Here is a 15,883-nt window from a genome sequence, read left to right on the forward strand (position 1 = left end):
GCCGATGATGAGAAAGCAGATGAATTATGCTATGATTTAGCCGTTTTTTATCAAAAATTGTCTAGTTGCTGCCATAAAAAAACGGCCTGTCTTGTGTCAAGGTAGCCGCCAATTGGTTGGAAAAGGATATTAAAAATGTCGTTTGCTCAAGTATATACACGCTCGGTGGTGGGTTTAAACGCGCCAAGCGTGATGGTTGAAGTACATTTATCGCAAGGATTGCCCGCAGTCACCATGGTCGGCTTACCCGAGGCAGCGGTACGGGAGAGTAAAGATAGGGTGCGCTCTGCCATTATCAACTCGGGTTTTCAATTTCCCAATCGCAGATTAACTATCAACCTTGCGCCCGCCGATTTACCCAAAGATGGCGCACGGCTTGATTTACCCATTGCTATAGGCATCTTGGCAGCGAGTGGTCAAATTGATGAAACCGTGCTTGCGCAGTACGAGTTTATTGGCGAATTGGCGCTCAATGGCGATTTACGAGCCATTGCTGGGGCGTTGGCAGTATCACGCGCGCTCAAAGCAGACCAGCGCACCTTGATTGTTCCCAAAGACAATGCCGATGAAGCGGTCAAAGTCGATGGCGTGAAGGTGTTGCAAGCCGATACCCTCAAAGCTGTGTGCCAACACTTGATGAATGAGCAACAACTCAGCCAAGCCGAGCATAAGACATCTTACCAATCAGCTAATTATCAGCTAGATTTAGCCGATGTCAAAGGACAACACCAAGCCAGACGTGCGTTAGAGATTGCGGCAGCAGGCGGACATTCGCTACTATTTTGTGGCTCACCTGGGACAGGCAAAACCTTGATGGCATCTCGCCTACCCACCATTTTGCCACCGCTCAACGACCATGAAGCGCTTGAGGTTGCCAGTATTTACTCGATTGCCAACAGTGATTATGACTACGGCACACGCCCTTTTCGCCAAGTCCATCATACTACCTCAGCGGTGGCGCTAGTGGGCGGCGGCTCATCGCCCAAACCCGGTGAAATCACGCTCGCCAATCGGGGGGTGTTATTTTTGGATGAGATTCCAGAGTTTGATCGCAAGGTGCTTGAGGTACTCAGACAGCCCATCGAGAACAAAGAAATTGTCATCAGCCGTGCCAACTCTCAAGTACGCTTTCCCGCCAATTTTCAGCTGGTAGCAGCGATGAATCCCTGCCCCTGTGGCTACTATGGGGATAAATCAGGTCGCTGCCAGTGCCGACCCGAGCAAATCAAACGCTATCAAGAAAAGCTATCAGGACCTTTGCTGGACCGTATTGATTTGCATATTACCGTGCCTGCCCTACCTGCCAGTGATTTGCAGTCAGCACAGAAAGGTGAATCTTCTGCGGTAGTGCGTGAGCGGGTGATACAAGCCTATCAGCGCCAGCAAGCCAGACAGGGCAAAGCCAATAATGAACTATCCCCCAGTGAACTTGACCGATTTGCGCCGCTTGGCGATGCAGAAAGTCGTATTTTGGCAATGGCACAAAGTCGGCTGAATCTGTCCGCTCGCGGCTATCATCGCGTCCTTCGCGTCGCCCGCACGATTGCAGACTTGGCAGGTAGTGAAGCTATCCAAACCCCGCATTTAACTGAGGCATTAAGTTATCGTAGTCAATTAACGAATGCCTAATTTTCGTGCTACCTCATCATACAACTAGCCTATAAAAACGGATGCTCGCGAAAAAACGTGGGCGGCAGGTTATCGTATTGGGTGTCGTTGACGTATTTGGCTTCAAACTGTTTTTTTAGCGCTTTGTAGTCCGCATTAGCGCGGCATTGATCCCATTTTTGCTTAAAAATTTGCGCGGATTGGGCTTTGATTTGTGCGGATTCAAGCTGCTGTGATTGCTGTGGCAATTGCTCACGCCCATGCGCGCCACTTTGTCCTTTTTTAGCGTCAGGGACAGCGCCGTCATATTTTTTGCCCCCTTTGTGATTGGCATACCGACGCGAGCGCGTATAACCCATTTGGATAAATTTACGCGCCATATCAGCACCGACAAAATCCCCTTGAGCAAGGTAGTCCAAAAACATCGCATAGATGTTATCGCTGCTCTCACGCGCAAGTTCCGGCGTAGCAAATCGCCAATGCGGCAAAATCTCGGATTTATACGGCTCTACCAATAACACCCCTTGCTCACCTCGCCCCACCCGATACAACCCTGGATGCTCGCGAAAATTCAGCGTGTCAAAGTTGAGATGATAATTAAACTCGTGCATGACTCAAAAACTCAGTCAGCGTGGCAAAGTCATCAAAGGTTTGGGTCGGGTGATAGTCACGAATATCCTGCCCATAGTTATAGCCGTATGACAATCCTAATGTATCCATGCCCGCGTTTTGCCCTGCCAAAATATCGTTTTTGGAATCACCAATCATATAGCTTTGAGCGATGCTAAAGCCCAGTTTGTCACAGACGTGCAGTAGCGGCATCGGGTCAGGTTTTTTGGCAGGCAAGCTATCGCCACCCAAAATATAAGCAAAAAGGGCTTGCCAACCCAATTTTTCAACAATCGCAGGAACAAAATCAATGGGTTTATTGGTGGCGATAGCGAGGGTATAGCCTTGCTCTTTTAGCTCACGCAACCCTTCGCTCACCCCTGCATAGGGCTGGGTTCTGACACAGGTGTTTTGATGGTAGTAGTCAAAGAATAAAGCAAGCGCCTGATTGCTATCGTTTTCAGTGAGATTGGGGTCAATGGTTTGTGAGCCTGATAAGGCACGTTGCACCAGTACTTTGCCACCATTGCCCACCCAGTTGCGGATGACATCTTCGCTGAAGTTGGCTTTGCCAAGCGTGGTTAGCATCGCATTGACGGCGTCAGCCAAATCTGGCACGCTATCAATCAACGTACCGTCCAAGTCAAAAATAAGTAATGATTTTTGGGTGATATTTTCCCCAGTGGGTGTGGGGATTGGGGTGTTAAGTGATTCGCTAGACATGGTGTTTCCTATCGTTTTTTCACCAAAAATTGATAGGCTACAGTGTAGCAGAATCACCTAAAAATACCATGCAACCGTCCATTAAAATAACCTAACCCTGACAACCAATTCCGGCTAAGAGCAAGTTTGACTAAAAAACGTTAGTTTTCGCCATTGCTCGGTTGATAATCTAGTGAGGCATCGGCGATTTCATGGCTAGCTGCGGGGTTAAATGCACTGTCTTTGTTGGCACCCAGTTTTTGATAACGCACATCTTCACCGGTGATACAAAAAATCAATTGCTCAGCGATATTACGCGCATGCGCACCAATACGCTCTATCGAACGTAGCACCCATAAAATATCAATGACTTTTGCTACATAGCGACCATCTTCCATGATGTAGGTCATCATCGCGCGTGACGCAGATTTGTACATCGCATCAATTTCACTATCTTGCTCTATTACTCGGTAAGCACCTGTTGCATCAAACTTGGCAAAAGCTTCTAGCGCATTTTTTAGCATCATCTGCACAAAATTACCCATTTGATGCGCTTCATGATATCCAATCGGTGATTGACCTTCACGGGTGGCACGGCGCGCCATCTTGGCGATTTTTTTGGCTTCATCACCAATACGCTCAATGTCAGCACTGCATTTGCTCACTGCCATGATTAGGCGTAAGTCGGTAGCAGCAGGTTGACGACGTGCCAATACTTTGACCACCGAATCATCAAGCTGCTGCTCAGTAAAGTTGATTTCTTTGTCACCATCAATGACATCTTCGGCAAGCGCCACATCACTTTTTACCAAAGATTCAATTGCTTTGGTGAGATTGGCTTCTGCCATGCCACCCATTTTTAAAAATAAATTGACCAAGTTTTGTAAATCTTGGTCATAACTTTTTGATAAATGCTCACCAATTAAATTCATATTTCCCTTCCTAACTCATGGATTGTGACTCATGGACTGTGCAAAATTGTGATTAAAAAAGCCGTTAAAGAAAAGCTAACTATAACTAAAAATTACGACAAAATGATGAAAAATAGCGCGCCTATTCGCTGATATTGCATCATATAAACCGAGCAAAAAACCTAACAAACATTTCAATGTCATCAAACTTTAACATAACCGTAATAGATTTGACATTTTGTTACATTAACATGGCAACAATTTTTCAGCGTTGGGTGATTTAAAACGCGACACATTAGTTGGCGACGCCCTAAGCTAAGTTACCATCTTCCCTGACAATCATCTCATTTGTCCATCAAGGAATTATTATGAAACTATCACATTTAATCGTCAGTGTGGCATTCGCTGCTGTAGGCGTACAAGCCAATGCTGTCAACATCACAGGTGCTGGTGCAACCTTCCCACAACCTGTTTACTCAAAATGGGCGAGCGACTACCAAAAAGCAACGGGTAACCAAGTAAACTATCAAGGTATCGGATCTTCAGGCGGTATCAAACAAATCCAAGCAAAAACGGTTGATTTTGGTGCCACTGATGCGCCCATGAGCCCAGCAGAGCTAAATGCCAGCGGCTTAATCCAATTCCCCGCAGTCATTGGTGGTATCGTACCTGTGGTCAACATCGCTGGCGTCAAACCCGGTCAATTAAAACTATCGGGCACCGTCCTTGCTGACATCTATATGGGCAAAATCACTACTTGGAACGATGCACGTATCCAAGCATTAAACCCAGGTGTTGCCCTACCTGCCGCTAAGATTACCACCGTTAACCGCTCAGACGGTTCAGGTACTACTTTCGTATTTACTAACTACCTAAGCCAAGTATCAAGCGATTGGAAAGCAAAAGTAGGCGCGGACAAAACCGTTAAATGGCCCAATGCTTCAGCAAGCGTAGGCGGTAAAGGTAACGAAGGCGTATCAAGCAACGTACAACGTGTTGCAAACTCCATCGGTTATGTTGAGTATGCTTACGCAAAACAAAACCGTTTAGCTTATACCCAACTTCAAAACCGCGCCGGTAAATTTGTACTACCAGACGATTCAACGTTTGCAGCCGCATCAAACATTAACTGGGCACAATACCCTGGTTTTGCGGTGACGATTACTAACATGCCAGCAGCCAACGCTTGGCCAATCTCTGCAGCGACGTTCATCCTCGTACCTCGTACGGGCGGTGCAAAAGCCAAAGAAGCGCTTAAATTCTTTGACTGGGCATTTACTAACGGCAATGCACAAGCAACCGCTCTTGACTACGTTCCGCTACCTGCCGACACCAAAGCTGCGGTTCGTAAAGAGTGGACTAAAGTTAAATAGAGCGTTGCATAATCGCATAAACATAAAAACCCTGCCGATAGGTAGGGTTTTTTATTTTAACATACCTTATCAAAAACCCGCTTTAAATCAGCTGATTATCTAGCACTTTGACCGTCTCATCGGTCAGATTGCCCGCAGCTTTTTGTAGGTCAATGTAGGCATTTAGATAATCAAAATACGCATTAATCAAATCGCGTTTGGCAGCGTGATATTGGCGCTCTGCCAGTAGTGTATCTACCATCGAGCGCACCCCCAAATCATAGCCTGTTTTTGACGCTTGGGCGACGCGGCGATTAGCCTCCACGGCAACTTGCTGGGCTTTAATCGTGGCACGCTGTGCGATCAAATTTAGATAGGCTTGGCTAGTCTGAGTCATCGCGGCTTGGTACACATAGGCGAGGCGACTTTTTGCCGCTTGCGCCTGCAAATTGCCTTGCTCAACGCCTGCGCGTGTCCGCCCACCGGTATAAAACGGGAAATCCACTTCCACCCCAAAGCTATAATTGGTGCCATCAATAGCTCTTTGGTTATTATAGGTATAATCTTGCCACCCCACATTGCCTACCAAATCGACACGGGGGTAGATATTGGCTTTGAGATAATCGACTTGTTTGTTGGCAATCGCCACTTGGGTTTGTGCTAGCTGAATATCGAGATTATTATTTTGTGACTGCTGCATCCAGTTGTCGATACTTTGACTTGCTACGAGATTTAAATCAGGCGGTAATTTGATACTGTCAAGCTGATTGATTGGTTGAGCTGTGAGCAGTGATAACTGCTGTTTGGCATTTACGATTGCCACGTCATTGTTGGCGATAGAGGCGCTCACGCTTTCAAGCCTTGCACGGCTCTCTTCGGTATCTACCCGCGCCGCTACCCCTTGCGCGAGCCTCGCTTGCATCATGTCATTTTGTGCTTTGAGTGCGGTGAACTCGGCATTAAGGCTATCTGTCATCGCTTCGGCGCGCAATACATTGAGATAAGCTTTGCTGATTTGCTCGATGAGTTGTTGGTGCTGCTGTAATAGCTGGATGTCATTGGCTTGACTGGCGAGCACGGCTTTTTCATAGTTTGCCCATTTATCAGCACGAAACAAGGCTTGGCGCAGTCCGATACCAATTTGGCTTGCAGTATTGCCCGTGTCAGGGATGTTATCGTCTTTGGGATAAAACTGGTTATGTTTGACACTGCCTTGTAGTCCCACTTGCGGCAGCATATCGCCAAACGCTAGCTGCACATTTTTTTGCGTTGCCAAATAGTCATATTGTTGCCCTGCCCAATTGCCATTGGTGCGCTGGGCGGCACTATACAATTCCCACAAATCTTTTGCCATCACGGCTGGGCTGAGGGACATCGACCCTATCAATGACACTGCCATCGCCCCTAACCGCCATCTGGCGCCAGTCGCTTTACGATTCCACAAACAGATGCATTCCATATCAATAATTACAACATTTTCAACAACCAAGGAGCCTCTATCATACCGATAGTTGTCAAAAAAATCAGTAATTTAGTGCAGTAAATCATCGTCACAAAATGGCTAAAAATCTATTAGGTAAACCTGTGAGTTTTTGTTAATATGGATGTATTGACTCGGGGTGCAGTTGGGTGACATACCAACGGCTGAGACATACCCGTCGAACCTGACACGGTTAATACCGTCGTAGGGAAGTCGTCTATTAGGTTAGTTAGACCAGTGTTTTTCTAGAATCAGTTTTTTCTACAATCAGTCTTTTACTAGAAACAGTCACACTCACCTATCTTCGCCCGAGTCCAGCAAACCATAACTTCATAACATAACATGGACTCGCTATGAACCAACTTACCAACGTTACCCACAAGACCCCTGCCCACCGTGACCCTACCGACGACCGCTTTGAAGAAGAAGCGCGTGATTTGACGCGCGCCTTGCCGGCATCTCGCAAAGTCTACATCCAAGGCTCACGCCCTGACATCCAAGTGCCGATGCGGGAAATCACCTTGACCGATACTCCGGTGGGCGGTTTTGGCAAGGCAGAAGGCGAAAAAAATCCACCGTTTTATGTGTATGACACCTCAGGGGTGTATACCGACCCCAATGTCGAAATTGACCTGACTAAAGGCTTACCAAAACTGCGTCAAGCTTGGATAGAAGCGCGTGGCGACACCGAGCAGCTTGCCAAACTCTCAAGCCAATACGGCAACGAGCGTGCCAATGACATCGCCACGGCTAACCTACGCTTTGGGCATATCGATAAGCCAAGACGAGCGCTCAATGGCAAAAACGTCACCCAAATGCACTACGCCAAACAAGGCATCATCACCCCAGAGATGGAATACATCGCCATCCGTGAAACCCAAAAGCAGCATGACCTGACAGATTTGCGTCAGCACGCTGGTAACAACTTTGGTGCCAACACCCCCAAAATTATCACCCCAGAATTTGTGCGTGCCGAAGTCGCTGCGGGACGGGCGATTATTCCCAATAACATCAATCACCCCGAATCAGAACCGATGATTATTGGTCGTAATTTTTTGGTTAAAATCAATGCCAATATCGGTAATTCAGCCCTGGGCTCTAGCATTGACGAAGAAGTTGCCAAAATGACCTGGGCTACCCGTTGGGGCGCGGACACCATCATGGACTTATCAACCGGTAAGCATATCCATGAAACCCGTGAATGGATTATCCGTAACTCCCCCGTGCCCATCGGTACCGTACCGATTTATCAAGCCCTAGAAAAAGTGGATGGCGTTGCCGAAGATTTGACATGGGACATCTTTAAAGACACTTTGATTGAACAAGCCGAGCAAGGTGTTGATTATTTCACCATTCACGCGGGTGTACTGCTGCGCTACGTACCGGTGACCGCCAATCGTTTGACAGGCATCGTCAGCCGCGGCGGCTCGATTATGGCGCAGTGGTGTCTTGCCCATCATAAAGAGAATTTTCTTTATACCCACTTTGAAGAAATTTGCGAGATTATGAAAGCCTACGATGTGGCGTTTAGTCTCGGTGATGGTTTGCGCCCCGGTTGCCTACAAGACGCCAACGATGATGCGCAGTTTGGTGAGCTCAAAACCTTGGGCGAACTGACCCAAGTGGCATGGCAACATGACGTACAGGTCATGATTGAAGGTCCAGGGCATGTTGCCATGAATCGTATTAAAGAGAACATGGACTTACAGCTTGAAGTCTGTAAAGAAGCGCCTTTTTACACACTCGGACCTTTGACGACGGATATCGCGCCAGGCTATGACCACATCACATCCGCCATTGGTGCGGCGATGATTGGTTGGTATGGTACTGCCATGCTGTGCTATGTCACGCCAAAAGAGCATTTAGGTCTGCCGAACAAAAAGGATGTCAAAGACGGTATCATCACTTACAAAATCGCGGCGCACGCGGCAGATTTGGCAAAAGGACACCCAGGTGCCCAAGCACGGGATAACGCCTTATCAAAAGCGCGTTTTGAGTTTCGCTGGGACGACCAGTTTAATCTCAGCCTAGACCCAGACACGGCACGTGAATTCCATGATGAAACCTTGCCAAAAGAAGCGCATAAATCAGCGCATTTTTGCTCGATGTGCGGTCCAAAATTCTGCTCGATGAAAATCACCCAAAACGTGCGGGATTATGCAGCAGGGCTTGAGTTTAATAAACCACAGCTTGGGCAAGACATTACCCCAGATACAGGCGAGTTATCGGATGCCAGCCACGCTATCAAGCAGGTGGATACGGAATTGGTCGGGCAAGTGGGTGAAGCGTCTGCCGATGAAGTCCGCCTAGGCATGGAGCAGATGAAGCAAAAATTTATTGAGGAAGGTAAGCAGTTATATAAAGAAGTTTAAATTTTTTGGTAAAAAATAGGGTAGTTAATCTACCTTATTTTTTTAATACCGCTTAATTTTTTCAAAAAAATCATTGTCCAGTACAAGCTTTGGCTTAGAATCTACTTGCTTTAACCCCACTTCATGCTCCATCATCAGCTCAATTAGTGCCATTTGGTCAATCAAGATTAAACTATGCGACTCAAGGTTTTCGAAATAATCGAGCGCGGGTTTGGTAAAGCTAGTTGTGGTAATAAAAATACCATGATGGCTGTCTTTCTGCGGTGGATAGCCGCCCACAAAGTTTCTTAATTCGCGATTTGAAATATTATTACCTTGGGAGTAAAGTTTTGCTTGAATATAGTACGTATGCCGTTCTTCATTAGAAAATATTTGAGTAATCATACCGTCAATACCGCCGTCATTGGCTTTTCCTGTATGGTGCGAACTTAAGTTACTTTCTGGACTTTCATTCTCTAGTGAACGCTCTACCAATTTTAGGCAAAACCATTCAAATTGCAATGGTGTTAAATTATCAAGTTGGGTCAATATCATATCTGGGGTAACTTTTACATTGCCATCACTGACCATGGCATCTTGATAGTTATTCATAAATAATGACGTGCGGCGCGTTGTCTCATTGATAAAATAGTTAATCAATGGGTCACCACGTTTGCCATATGCCACTTGATTAACTTTTTTAAGATCTTGAAAAGACTTTTCATCAAAGCGTTTTAAGTTTGCGATATAATCATTATTTGGGATACCTTTCATAAGATATTGTGAAAAATTTTCATTGGCTAACCAAAAAAATATCTTGCCAAGTGGATCTATCCTAACGAGATTTTTTATGGTTACTTTTTCATCAAAGGTAATTAAGCTTGCAAACTCTTTACCAATATTTGGCTGCAAACTAAAACAGTTCTCTTTGATAACACCCATGGCAGATAAGCACATTAATATCAAATTAGTCAGTGGCTCGTAACAAGGTGTCCCTTCCTCATATTCATTTTGAATGTCAAATTGGCTTAAGTAGCTAATACTTTTTTGATCGTCACTTAATTGGGCAACCTTATCAAACTCACGAAAAAATAAGTTTTGACTAATACTGCTACGCCCACTAAGATTCTTTAGCGTTTGAATCCCTGAATTTAGTAAATCACCAAATGGGGGTAATTTGGTGATATTTGCTGTTTCGCCCATTATTGTTTCCTTCAATACATTAGCCTTATCTAGTAAGCATCGAACCCATATGCGTTAATTTAGTCTTTCAGCCCAAGCACATCTTGCATATCAAACTGTCCTGTTTGCTGCTCATTGACCCACACCGCAGCACGCACTGCACCTGCGGCAAAGGTCATGCGCTCACGGGCTTTATGGGTGATTTCAACTATCTCGCCATCGGCGATAAACATCACCGTATGGTCGCCGACAATCTCGCCACCGCGAATGGCATGGATACCAATCTCGCCTGCTTTGCGTGCCCCAGTTTGACCTTCGCGGCCATAAATCGCCACGTCTTTTAGGTTTTGACCGCGTCCTTTGGCAACCGCTTCAGCCATCATATAAGCAGTGCCCGATGGCGCATCAATTTTGTGTTTATGGTGCGCTTCGATGACTTCGACATCGGCGCTGTCGCCAAATGCTTTGGCAGCCATTTCAAGCAGCTTAAGGGTTAAATTCACCCCAGTTGAATAATTACCTGCATATACGATGGCGATTTTTTCACTTGCCTGTTGTAAGATGGCGTTTTGCTCATCATTTAGGCCTGTTGTCCCAATGACCATATTGACGCCTTTGGCAGCACAAAGTTGTAAGTTTTTGGCAGTCGACTCAGGCAAGCTAAAATCTATGAGCACATCAATATCATGAATGACGCCTGCCAAGTCATCGACCAAAGCGACATTAGTTTTGTCGAGATTAACTAGCTCGCCCGCATCCACGCCCAACAAGCTTGAGCCTTGACGCTCTATCGCCCCTGCAAGGGTAGTTTGTGGATTTTGTTCCACCGCTTGAATCAGCATACGTCCCATGCGCCCACCTGCGCCTATGACCCCGATTTTTACCATTTGCTTATCCTTTATCTCGCCCAATTACCTAGTATAACTTTCTAATTTGATTTTCTAGCCTGATTTTCTAGTATAACTTTCTAAGTTCAAATCATAACAGCTTGTCTCGCTGAATCCTAGCTTAGCTCAATATTGCCTTATACAAAAAAACCCTTGCAATCATTACAAGGGTTCGATGTTTCACGTGAAACTTCTATAAAACACTATAAACCAATAAAACCTAGTCAAACAAATCTTTGACATCTTCTTTGAGTTTATCAAAGAAAGATTTTTTCTGTGGTGATTGTTGATGCTCACCCATGGATGATTGCAGCTGACGAAGTAGCTCTTTTTGTTCATTGTTGAGATTGGTCGGTGTCTCCACCACCACACGGCATAACAAGTCACCTTTCATCGTCGTGCGCACGGGGGTAACGCCTTTGCCTTTGATACGGAATACTTTATGGCTTTGGGTGCCTTCGGGAATGCGTAAATTGATACGTCCTTCAAGCGTTGGTACTTCCACCTCACGACCTAAGGCTGCATCCGCAAAGCTAATTGGCACATCCATGTATAAGTCAGCGCCTTCACGGGTAAAAATAGGATGCTGTGCCACACGGATTTCAACATACAAGTCGCCGCTTTCGCCGCCGGTAATCGCTTCACCTTCCCCCGTTAAACGTACCCGATCGCCATTGTCGATACCGGCAGGAATGGTAACTTCAAGGGTGCGTGATTTTTCTTTAACACCCGAGCCATGACAGTCATTGCAAGGATTTTTGATTTGTTTACCTGAGCCGCCACAGTTGGGGCAGGTTTGTTGCACAGCAAAAAAGCCTTGCTGCATACGTACCACACCCGCACCACCACAAGTTGCACAGGTCACGATATCGCTGCTGTCTTTGGCGCCCTTACCATCACAAGTTTCACAAGGGGCAGGTGCGGTAAAGGTAATTTCTTTTTTTGTCCCTTGCACCGCTTCTTCAAGCGTCAAATCAAGCATATAGCGTAAATCTGAGCCGCGTCTGCTACGTCCACCCCCTGTGCGACCCCCAAAAATGTCGCCAAAAATGTCTTGGAAGCCGCCGGCGCTGCCACCACGGCCGCCGCCCATGCCGCCAAAAATATCGCCAAAAATGTCTTGGAAGTTTCCACCGCCAAAGCCGCCACCGCCCATGCCATTCTCAAACGCTGCATGACCCATACGGTCATACGCTGAACGTTTGCTGTCATCGCTTAGCACTTCGTATGCCATCGAGGCTTCTTTGAATTTTTCTTCGGCGGCAGGGTCATCAGGGTTACGGTCTGGATGATATTTCATCGCAAGTTTGCGGTAGGCTTTTTTGATTTCTTGTTCATTAGCGGTTTTATCTACCCCTAATACTTCATAAAAATCGCGTTTTGACATAGTAACTCCTTTGGCAGCATAGTTTTGACAGTACGGAAGAGTGGATTCGACCAGTAGCAACGTTTAGCAGCTGCCAAACCTTTGAAAGACTAAAATTTAAAAATATGCAATATAGTGGCGATTTTTGTTAAATAATCAAGCAAATAATCGGCAATCAGCGCAAAAATATTTTCCTTTTTTTGCAAGAAAAATACGCAATAGCCTAGCCCGTTGTTTTAAACTAATTAGCAAACTCTAACTCTGATAGTGATTTATGAAAAAAGTATTATCTCTGCTAATCATCCTTGCACTGATTGTCGTCGCATGGGTATTTGCCTCCCCTTATTGGGCAGTGTACCAACTGAAAAAAGCCTATGATGCACAACAAGCGGACACTATCAGTACAGCGATTGAATTTACGCAACTACAGCAAAGTATCAAATCACAGCTAACCCCTGTATTAATAGAAAAAGCCAATCATGTGGCAAAATCCCCTATTTTGCAGATGCTCAATATCGAGCTAAACTCTGATGACTTAGTGAATAAAATGGTCGATCAAGCCGTGGATAATACCGTCACACCAGAGGGCGTACAGTATGCGCTGACAGGACAAGCGACCACCGAGCTGCTCAAAACAAATGTCAAACTACTGGGGGGCTTGGTGGCAGTAGCAATGGATAAGATTGATATCAAAGACTTGATTTTGGCGCGCAATTCAGCTGAGCTTAATCAAAAAATTAAACAACAACTGCAATCACCTAATCCCAATGCCACCACAGCAACGTCGCAGACCCAACCGACCACACACTATTGTGGTTTTAACTGTTTTGAAGTCAGCGGACAGCTGCGTGGCTATCCCTTAACGCTCCGCTTGCAGCGCCAAGGGCTTATTCATTGGAAAATCGTGGGTGTGACACTGCCGCTAAATGCTTAAAACTGGTCAATTTCTTCAGCAGTCAAAAATCGGCTTTCGCCTTTTTCTAATCCTGCTAAGGTAATGTTACCGATGCTGGCACGGTGTAGCTCAATGACTTTATTGCCAAAGTAGCCCATCATGCGTTTGACTTGGTGGTATTTGCCTTCCGTGAGTACCAACTTGGCATGGGTAGCATCAGAAAAACTTAACTCAGCGGGTTTGGTTTTATCATACTCGTCCTCAAGCATGATGCCTTTTGCCAATTCTTGGATAGCAAATGCCTGTTGTGCTTCAGTCATTGGGTCGGCAAGGGTCAACTCATACACCTTTGCCACATGATGTTTTGGGCTGGTGACGCGGTGCAAAAAGCCACCATCATCGCTAAGCAGCAGCGCACCTGTGGTGTCGACATCGAGTCGCCCTGCAATCCGCAAGCTACCTAGCTGGGGTACATCAATCAAGTCTGTGACAATCGGCCACTCTTTTGGCTTTAGGGTGCACTCAAAGCCTTCTGGCTTATATAACAGTAAGTAGCGATTGCCCATCGCGACCGATAATGGCTCACCCGCCCATTCGATATCGTCACCCACTTCATCGATATGTAGACTTGCATCTTTGACCACCTCGCCATTGACAGTGACTTCGCCTGCGTGCAAGATTTTTTTGCAGTCTTTACGCGATAGCTCAGTGGCTTTGCTTAAAAATTTGTCTAAACGCATTTTTTTGTTATCCTAGTGCTTGTTTTGTTTATTGTAACATAGATTAACCATGACCTATTACACGCTTAGCGACCCATGTACTGCCACACTTGAGATTAAAAAAAGCCAATTTTTGGGCTTTGGCTTTGCCATTGATAGCCGCGAGCAATTTATGTTTCACGTGGAACAATTACGCAATCAGTATCCTGATGCGCGCCATGTCTGCTATGGCTATATTATTGGCGACCCGCACAACACTACCTCGGCAGGTTTTGATGACGATGGTGAGCCCAGTGGTACGGCAGGCAAGCCGATTTTAAACGTGTTACAACACAAGGGCATTGGTAACTGCGTGGTCATTGTGGTGCGTTACTTTGGCGGTATCAAACTTGGTGCAGGCGGACTAACACGTGCCTATAGTAGCACCGCACAAGCCGTGGTTGATAATATGAATTTGCACGAGTTTGTGCCGTTAAGCGTGATAATAATTGAAACCGATTTTGCCAATGAGTCCTTTGTCAGACATACATTAGATGGCTTTAATGCCACGATTTTAAAGGTTGATTATGGTAAAAATGTCGTTTTGACCGTAGAGGCTGCGCAAAAGTCGGTTCAAGTCCTCAGCGAAAAAATCGGCTTTTATGGAACTGTGAAAGCCAGTGAATAACCAAAAGCCAATAACCACAGCAGCAGCATAGAAGTGATAGCATAGCAAAATTTTTCTCAAAAAACCTACACAACGTCCCAAACTTAGCTCACAAGTCGCCATGAAAAAACTGTCAAAAAGCCGTAAAATAGTCAAAAATCATAACAATCACTAGGCATATTATGAATATTCACCAACTACCCCTAACGCCATTTCGTACCCCGTTTTTCTTAGCCAACCCCCACGTTCAAACCATTTTACCCAAGTTTATCAAACTGCCAAAACCTAACTATCAGCGTCGGCTTCACCCTGACCGCACCGGCACCACCCAAGTGGCTTATGACTTTGTGTTTGCCAATACCGACAATCAGCCAAACCTTGATAAGCCATTGGCGGTGATGTTTCATGGGCTTGAAGGCAGCAGTGATAGCCATTATGCCATTGCCTTTACCCACCAAGCGCACCGATTGGGGTATGATGCGGTTATCGTCCATTTTCGCGGCTGTGGCGGGGTGGATAATACCTCAGAATTGGACTATAACGCGGGTGATACCGCCGAAGCGGTGCATATGTTTGACCTGCTAAAAACTCAGTACGGTTATAGCCGAATTGTAGCCAGTGGCGTGTCGCTCGGCGCCAATATGCTGGCGCGTTATATGGGTGAACAAGGCGATGCAGCTACCTGTGAAGCAGCGGTGGTGATTTCTGCACCTGTCGATTTGACGACTTCGGCAAAAGCCATGCATCGTTTTGTCGCCAAACGGGTGTATACGCCTTATTTGCTCAATCCTTTATTGCAAAAAGCCTTAAAAAAGGTGGACGAGCCAGCATTAGTTAACGCATTAAAAAATATCAAGATGATTGATGAGTTTGATGAGTTATATACCGCGCCGCGCCATGGTTTTGGTACAGGGGCGAATTATTATATCCAAGCCTCTGCCCTACCTGTACTCAAAAACATCACTAAACCCACGCTGATTATCACTGCCAAAGACGACCCATTTTTGGGCATTCTTGCCACCCAAGCCGATGTGTCACCTTGTGTGCGCTTACTGTATAGCCAGCATGGTGGGCATGTGGGCTTTGTACAATTACAAAACAAAAAACTCAATGTGAATTGGCTGCCTAGCACCAGCTTTAAATTTTTTCAGGCTTGTACTGACTGATTGCTATTG

General features: G+C 45.9%; 14 protein-coding genes and 1 riboswitch. Of the genes, 6 read left to right on the forward strand and 8 right to left on the reverse strand.

The genetic code is table 11. The annotated features are described in order from the left end of the window. Positions 1 to 135: 135 nt before the first annotated feature. A complete protein-coding gene (locus tag RTS09_RS03405; RefSeq protein WP_312534288.1) occupies positions 136 to 1,629 on the forward strand; it encodes a YifB family Mg chelatase-like AAA ATPase in 1,494 nt (497 codons plus the stop codon). 29 nt (positions 1,630 to 1,658) lie between these two features. On the opposite strand, the gene RTS09_RS03410 is transcribed toward RTS09_RS03405, so the two are convergent. The 3 genes from RTS09_RS03410 to phoU all read right to left on the reverse strand — a co-directional run bounded on the left by RTS09_RS03410 (position 1,659) and on the right by phoU (position 3,851). Continuing rightward, positions 1,659 to 2,219 carry a DUF4385 domain-containing protein gene (locus RTS09_RS03410; protein WP_312534290.1) on the reverse strand — a complete coding sequence of 187 codons (561 nt, stop codon included), beginning with the start codon at positions 2,217 to 2,219 and terminating at the stop codon, positions 1,659 to 1,661. Next, the gene (locus tag RTS09_RS03415) at positions 2,206 to 2,940 is read right to left on the reverse strand and encodes a phosphoglycolate phosphatase (protein ID WP_312534292.1); all 735 of its coding nucleotides are present in this window, start codon (positions 2,938 to 2,940) and stop codon (positions 2,206 to 2,208) included. The genes RTS09_RS03410 and RTS09_RS03415 overlap by 14 nt, the downstream gene beginning before the upstream one ends. A 140-nt stretch (positions 2,941 to 3,080) precedes the next feature. After that, positions 3,081 to 3,851, reverse strand: a complete 771-nt coding sequence (phoU, locus tag RTS09_RS03420; RefSeq protein ID WP_060995892.1) for a phosphate signaling complex protein PhoU — start codon at positions 3,849 to 3,851, stop codon at positions 3,081 to 3,083. 347 nt (positions 3,852 to 4,198) lie between these two features. Here phoU and pstS point away from each other — a divergent pair, with 347 nt between their 5' ends. Continuing rightward, the gene (pstS, locus tag RTS09_RS03425; RefSeq protein ID WP_065253924.1) at positions 4,199 to 5,203 is read left to right on the forward strand and encodes a phosphate ABC transporter substrate-binding protein PstS; all 1,005 of its coding nucleotides are present in this window, start codon (positions 4,199 to 4,201) and stop codon (positions 5,201 to 5,203) included. A gap of 82 nt (positions 5,204 to 5,285) precedes the next feature. Here pstS and RTS09_RS03430 read toward each other — a convergent pair whose 3' ends face one another. Further along, positions 5,286 to 6,626 (reverse strand): TolC family protein, encoded by a 1,341-nt coding sequence (locus RTS09_RS03430; RefSeq protein WP_312534296.1) that lies wholly within the window; start codon positions 6,624 to 6,626, stop codon positions 5,286 to 5,288. A 161-nt stretch (positions 6,627 to 6,787) separates the two neighbouring features. Beyond that, positions 6,788 to 6,890, forward strand: a riboswitch (TPP riboswitch). Positions 6,891 to 7,015: 125 nt separating this feature from the next. On the opposite strand from RTS09_RS03430, the gene thiC reads away from it, so the two are divergent. After that, positions 7,016 to 9,034 carry a phosphomethylpyrimidine synthase ThiC gene (gene thiC, locus RTS09_RS03435; protein ID WP_248107345.1) on the forward strand — a complete coding sequence of 673 codons (2,019 nt, stop codon included), beginning with the start codon at positions 7,016 to 7,018 and terminating at the stop codon, positions 9,032 to 9,034. 42 nt (positions 9,035 to 9,076) lie between these two features. Here the strand turns inward: thiC and RTS09_RS03440 are convergent, their stop codons facing one another. The 3 genes from RTS09_RS03440 to dnaJ form a co-directional block, all read right to left on the reverse strand. Next, the gene (locus RTS09_RS03440) at positions 9,077 to 10,216 is read right to left on the reverse strand and encodes a restriction endonuclease (RefSeq protein WP_138019369.1); all 1,140 of its coding nucleotides are present in this window, start codon (positions 10,214 to 10,216) and stop codon (positions 9,077 to 9,079) included. A gap of 59 nt (positions 10,217 to 10,275) precedes the next feature. Then, a complete protein-coding gene (dapB, locus tag RTS09_RS03445) occupies positions 10,276 to 11,082 on the reverse strand; it encodes a 4-hydroxy-tetrahydrodipicolinate reductase (protein ID WP_175405726.1) in 807 nt (268 codons plus the stop codon). 220 nt (positions 11,083 to 11,302) lie between these two features. Then, the gene (gene dnaJ, locus RTS09_RS03450) at positions 11,303 to 12,469 is read right to left on the reverse strand and encodes a molecular chaperone DnaJ (protein WP_050325319.1); all 1,167 of its coding nucleotides are present in this window, start codon (positions 12,467 to 12,469) and stop codon (positions 11,303 to 11,305) included. Between the two features lie 253 nt (positions 12,470 to 12,722). Between dnaJ and RTS09_RS03455 the strand changes: the two genes are divergently transcribed. Beyond that, positions 12,723 to 13,382 (forward strand): DUF2939 domain-containing protein, encoded by a 660-nt coding sequence (locus tag RTS09_RS03455; RefSeq protein ID WP_312534308.1) that lies wholly within the window; start codon positions 12,723 to 12,725, stop codon positions 13,380 to 13,382. Here RTS09_RS03455 and RTS09_RS03460 read toward each other — a convergent pair. Then, a complete protein-coding gene (locus RTS09_RS03460) occupies positions 13,379 to 14,083 on the reverse strand; it encodes a pseudouridine synthase (protein WP_312534310.1) in 705 nt (234 codons plus the stop codon). The two genes, RTS09_RS03455 and RTS09_RS03460, sit on opposite strands and share 4 nt — an antisense overlap. Positions 14,084 to 14,132: 49 nt before the next feature. Here RTS09_RS03460 and RTS09_RS03465 point away from each other — a divergent pair, with 49 nt between their 5' ends. Then, positions 14,133 to 14,729, forward strand: a complete 597-nt coding sequence (locus RTS09_RS03465; RefSeq protein ID WP_312534312.1) for a YigZ family protein — start codon at positions 14,133 to 14,135, stop codon at positions 14,727 to 14,729. 161 nt (positions 14,730 to 14,890) lie between these two features. After that, a complete protein-coding gene (locus RTS09_RS03470; RefSeq protein ID WP_312534314.1) occupies positions 14,891 to 15,874 on the forward strand; it encodes a YheT family hydrolase in 984 nt (327 codons plus the stop codon). The last annotated feature ends 9 nt before the right edge of the window (positions 15,875 to 15,883 follow it).

Source organism: Moraxella sp. CTOTU47618 (genome assembly GCF_032017425.1).
Lineage (GTDB): Bacteria > Pseudomonadota > Gammaproteobacteria > Pseudomonadales > Moraxellaceae > Faucicola > Faucicola tetraodonis.